The 4,447-nt window shown below is 72.6% G+C and carries 4 protein-coding genes; 1 reads left to right on the top strand and 3 read right to left on the bottom strand.

The genetic code is table 11. The features are described 5' to 3' along the window. The 3 genes from AB0C29_RS35550 to AB0C29_RS35540 all read right to left on the bottom strand — a co-directional run. Positions 1 to 1,052: DUF4350 domain-containing protein (locus AB0C29_RS35550; protein WP_360829856.1), on the bottom strand; the 1,052-nt coding region annotated here is incomplete at its 3' end. Then, the gene (locus tag AB0C29_RS35545; RefSeq protein ID WP_360829854.1) at positions 1,049 to 1,630 is read right to left on the bottom strand and encodes a DUF4129 domain-containing protein; all 582 of its coding nucleotides are present in this window, start codon (positions 1,628 to 1,630) and stop codon (positions 1,049 to 1,051) included. The genes AB0C29_RS35550 and AB0C29_RS35545, both read right to left, overlap by 4 nt. Next, positions 1,627 to 2,463 carry a hypothetical protein gene (locus tag AB0C29_RS35540; RefSeq protein ID WP_360829852.1) on the bottom strand — a complete coding sequence of 279 codons (837 nt, stop codon included), beginning with the start codon at positions 2,461 to 2,463 and terminating at the stop codon, positions 1,627 to 1,629. Before AB0C29_RS35540 ends, AB0C29_RS35545 begins: the two co-directional genes overlap by 4 nt. 142 nt (positions 2,464 to 2,605) lie before the next feature. Between AB0C29_RS35540 and AB0C29_RS35535 the strand changes: the two genes are divergently transcribed. Beyond that, a complete protein-coding gene (locus AB0C29_RS35535) occupies positions 2,606 to 4,408 on the top strand; it encodes a 5'-nucleotidase C-terminal domain-containing protein (protein WP_360829850.1) in 1,803 nt (600 codons plus the stop codon). The last annotated feature ends 39 nt before the right edge of the window (positions 4,409 to 4,447 follow it).

Here is a 4,447-nt window from a genome sequence, read left to right as displayed (position 1 = left end):
CCGGCCCGCTGGTAGAGCCCGCCCAGGCCGCGGACGGTCTCGGCGGCCCGGACCCGGACCGGCAGCGGTTCGGCCACGGGGGCACCGAGCCGGCGCGCGGAGGCCGCGGCCAGCGCGAGCGCGGCCAGGGCCAGCAGGGCCAGGGTGGCCCATACCGCCGGGGGGAAGGCCCGGGCCAGCGGGCTCTCCGAGACGCCGTTGCCGCCGCCCTGGGCCGAATCGGCCTCGCCGCCGTCCTGCGGCTCACCGGTCGGCTCCTCATCGGGCAGGTCGTCGTCGGGGCGTTCGCCGCTGTCGTCACCCTGGTCGTCGGTGCCGGGATCCGGCTGCGGCTCGGTGGGCCGGGCGGCGCTGTCGTCCGGGTCCGGTTCGCGTTCGTGCAGGTCGAGCCAGATCACCGTCGGGTCGCGGGCCAGCAGGCCACGGGCCAGCGCCCGGTTGCCGTGCTCGTCGGCCCGGTCGTTGCGGAACGGGTCCGCGGCCCCGACCAGGGTCATCGCGACCCGCTCGCTGCGGAACTCCACCAGGCCGTCGTTGTAGCAGCGCACGGCCTGGTAGGCGGAGACGTCGTAGCGCAGGCGCTGCACCGCGGCCGGGCCGGCGGCGTTCACGTAGTCCGTCGAGCAGCCCGGCTGGGGCGCCGTGGCCGTCCAGCGTGGCCCGCCCACCGGGACGGAGAGACCGGCCGCGGTCAGCTGGTCCGGGCCCGGCGCGACCATGACCACGCGGACCTGCTCCGGCAGCGCGGCCAGCCGTGGCAGGTAGGACGGGTGCATCAGCCCGGGCGTGGTGACGAAGAGCGTGACCGGCCCGCCCACCTCGGCGTCGGCGAGCGCGTCGAGGCTGGTGCGGTGCACCGTGATCCGCACCCCGGCGCTGGTCAGGGCGTCGGCGAGCAGCCGTGCGCCGTCACCTTCGGCGCTGGTGGGGGACAGGAACGAGGCATCGGTCGGGTCCGGCTGCTGGACCACGTGCGCGACACCGGTCATCGTGGCCAGCCCGGCGACGACGGCGAGCGGCAGGGCGAAACGCAGCCAGCGGCGTGACTTCACGACGGGACCCCGCGCATCCGCGTCCGGACGTCACCGGTGAGGGCGCGCATGCGTTCGTCGTGGGCGGGCAGGGCGGGGCGGTTGCCGTACCAGATCTCGGAGAACAGGTCGGTGGCCCCGGCGAGCGAACCGGCGACGGCCGGGCGCTGCGCGGCCGCGGCCGCCGCGACCTCGGCGGCGGTGGTGCCGGGCAGCGGCGCGACCACGCCGGCGGCGGTGAGGTCACCGACCACGTCACGCAACCGCTGCCGGATGGCCTCGGCATAGCGGCCCTCGGCCGCCAGCCGGTCGGCCAGCAGCGTGCCGTCGGCCAGCACGACCGTCGGGGCGAAGACCGGCTCGACCTTGGTCTTCGCCTTCCGGGCAGACTTCGGCTTCCGGGTACGGCGCCAGCGCGGCAACCGCCAGCGGGGCATCCGCAGGCGCGGCATCCGGGGCAGCCGGGTCGGTACCCACGCCGGGTACCAGTACCAGAGCGCACCGGTCAGCCCGGCGATCGCCAGCAGGAGCAGGAGCAGGACCTGTGGCGGCACGACGTCGAAGACCGCCGCCGCGAACTCGTCCCAGACCCGGGTCACCGGGCGTACACCAGGGCGGCGGAGTCGTCCTCGCCGCGGCTGCGGGCCCGGCCGATGGCGATGTCCAGCCCTTCGGTGCGGATCCGCGTCTCCAGCAGCAGGACGGCGGCGACGCAGGCCAGCGCGGAGTAGGCCACGGCGTTGGCGAGCACCCAGGCGGCCGGGGTGAGCCAGGTCAGCCAGGCCGGCTCGCCCCCGCTGAGCTGGGTCAGCACCCACACCCACCCGCTGCCCAGCGCGAACCGGATGACGAACCAGGTCAGATAGGCGCTGAGCAGGGTCCAGAAGCCCCGCAACGCGCCGCGCGTGGTCAGCCGGGCCGAGCGCCACAGCGCACTGAACGGGTTGCCGGCCCGGTCGATGACCAGGACCGCGGAGGTGAGGCTGAACAGGCCGTACAGGATCAGCCACGGCACGAACCCGGCGAACAGGGCGACCCCGCCGGCCAGGCCGAGCACGAGGGCGATGCTGACGGTGGACAGTGGCCGGGTGCGCGACCAGAGCTCACGATGGCGTACCGCCCGGCCGAGCAGGGCCGGAGCGGCGGCGGCCGCGGCGAGGGCGCCGAGCAGCGTGAGGATGACGGTCTCGGTGGCGAACCCGAGCGCGGTGACGATCCACCACTGCCCGAAGTGGCCACGCGCCGGACCGTAGTAGGGCGCGGTGACGAAGGCAGCCGTACGCAACGGCACCAGCAGGGACTGCTCCAGCAGGCCGAGGACGGCGGCCGTGGCCAGCAGGGGAAGCGCTCGGGCCCGCAGCAGGGCCATGGCGGCGTCCAGCAACTCACCGAGCGTCATCGGACGCAGCGGCAGTTCCGGCTGCGCAGGCATGGCGGCGATCCTACGAGATGCCCGCCGGTCCCGTGACATCTGCCGGGTCCCGCGGCAGCTCTCGCCTGGAAATGTATCGGCGGTTATGGTGCCTCGTGGGCGCCCACGAGGCGCGTGCACTTTTCCCCTCGAAAGGTTCCTGATGACCCTTCCCGCAGGCGTCTCGCGGCGTGGCGTTCTCGCCGCCGCAGCTGCCGGTGCCGCCGCTCCGCTCGTGCTCGGTGACGCGGCCGGCGCCGCTCCCGCGACACGTCCCGGTCACGGCCACCACCCGAAGACGTACGACCTGACCGTGCTCGGCACCTCCGACACCCACGGCAACGTCTACAACTGGGACTACTACAAGGACCTGGAGTACGACGACAGCGCGCACAACGACGTCGGGGTGGCCAAGCTCGCCGCCCTGGTCAACCAGATCCGGGCCGAGCGCCGGGGCAAGGCCACCCTGGTGCTCGACGCCGGCGACACGATCCAGGGCACGCCGCTGGCCACGTACTACGCCAAGCAGGAGCCGATCACCGCGACCGGTGAGAAGCACCCGATGGCCAAGGCCATGAACGTGCTGCACTACGACGCCGTCACGCTGGGCAACCACGAGTTCAACTACGGCCTGCCGCTGCTCAACCTGTGGATCCGCCAGCTGGGCTTCCCCGCGCTGGCCGCCAACGCGCTCGACGCGACGACCAGGCGGCCGGCCTTCACGCCGTACGTGATCAAGAAGGTCTCCCTCGGGCACGGCGCACCGACGCTGCGGGTCGGGATCCTCGGCCTGACCAACCCCGGCGTGGCCATCTGGGACAAGGGCAACGTCGAGGGCAAGCTGGTCTTCGCCGACATGATCGCCACCGCCGCGAAGTGGGTGCCGGTCATGCGGGCCCGCGGCGCCGACATCGTGCTGATCTCCGCGCACGGCGGCGACAGCGGCACGTCCAGCTACGGCCCCGAGCTGCCGAACGAGAACCCCAGCGCGCTCATCGCCGAGCAGGTCCCGGGCATCGACGCGATCCTGTTCGGGCACGCGCACGCCAATGTCCCGCAGCGGTTCGTCACCAACAAGCAGACCGGGGCCCAGGTGCTGCTGTCGGAGCCGTCGAAGTGGGGCCAGCGGCTGAGCCGGATGGACTTCACGCTGACCCGCGACCGCGGCCGGTGGACCATCACCGACAAGAAGTCCGACCTGCTCAACACCAACACGGTCACCGAGGACCCGCGGGTGCTGGCCGTGGTCAAGGCCCAGCACGCCAAGACGGTCGCGTACGTCAACCAGGTCGTCGCCACGTCCACGGTGGAGCTGACCACGGTCGAGTCGCGGTACAAGGACACGCCGATCCTGGACTTCATCAACAAGGTGCAGACCGAGACGGTGACCGCGGCGCTGGCCGGCACCCCGTACGCGTCCCTGCCGGTGCTCTCGCTGGCCGCGCCGTTCAGCCGGACGGCGGTGTTCCCGCAGGGTGACGTCAAGATCCGCGACGTGGCCGGCCTGTACGTCTTCGACAATACGCTCGAGGCCGTGGTGCTGACGGGCGCCGAGGTGAAGGCGTACCTGGAGTACTCGGCGAAGTACTTCGTGACGCTGCCGGTGGGGGCCACGCCCGACCCGGCGACGATCAGCGACCCGGCGGTGCCCGACTACAACTACGACGTGTTCTCCGGCGTCGACTACGACATCGACATCAGCCGCCCGGTCGGTGACCGGATCACCCGGCTGGAGATCGCCGGGGTCGCGGTCGCGCCGGACGCCCAGTTCGTCGTCGCGGTGAACAACTACCGGCGCAGCGGCGGCGGTAACTTCCCGGGCATCGTCAAGACCCAGGTCTACAACGCCCAGCAGGAGATCCGGCAGCTGCTGATCGACTGGGCGCAGGCCAAGGGTGAGATCAACCCGGCTGATTTCTTCGTCGCCAACTGGCGCCTGGTCCGCGCGGGCGTCCCGGTCTTCTGACCGAGGGCCGCCGGCAACAGGAGGCCGTCGTGATGTTCC

The organism is Actinoplanes sp. NPDC048791 (assembly GCF_040650095.1).
In the GTDB taxonomy this organism is placed as follows: Bacteria; Actinomycetota; Actinomycetes; order Mycobacteriales; family Micromonosporaceae; genus Actinoplanes.
Note: the sequence above shows the minus strand (reverse complement) of the source record. Positions and strands in the feature narration are given on the sequence as shown.

Excerpts from the sequence above, each read along its gene's own strand:
- AB0C29_RS35540 (WP_360829852.1), bottom strand. The coding sequence starts at position 2,463 with ATGCCTGCGCAGCCGGAACTGCCGCTGCGTCCGATGACGCTCGGTGAG.
- AB0C29_RS35535 (WP_360829850.1), top strand. The coding sequence starts at position 2,606 with ATGACCCTTCCCGCAGGCGTCTCGCGGCGTGGCGTTCTCGCCGCCGCA.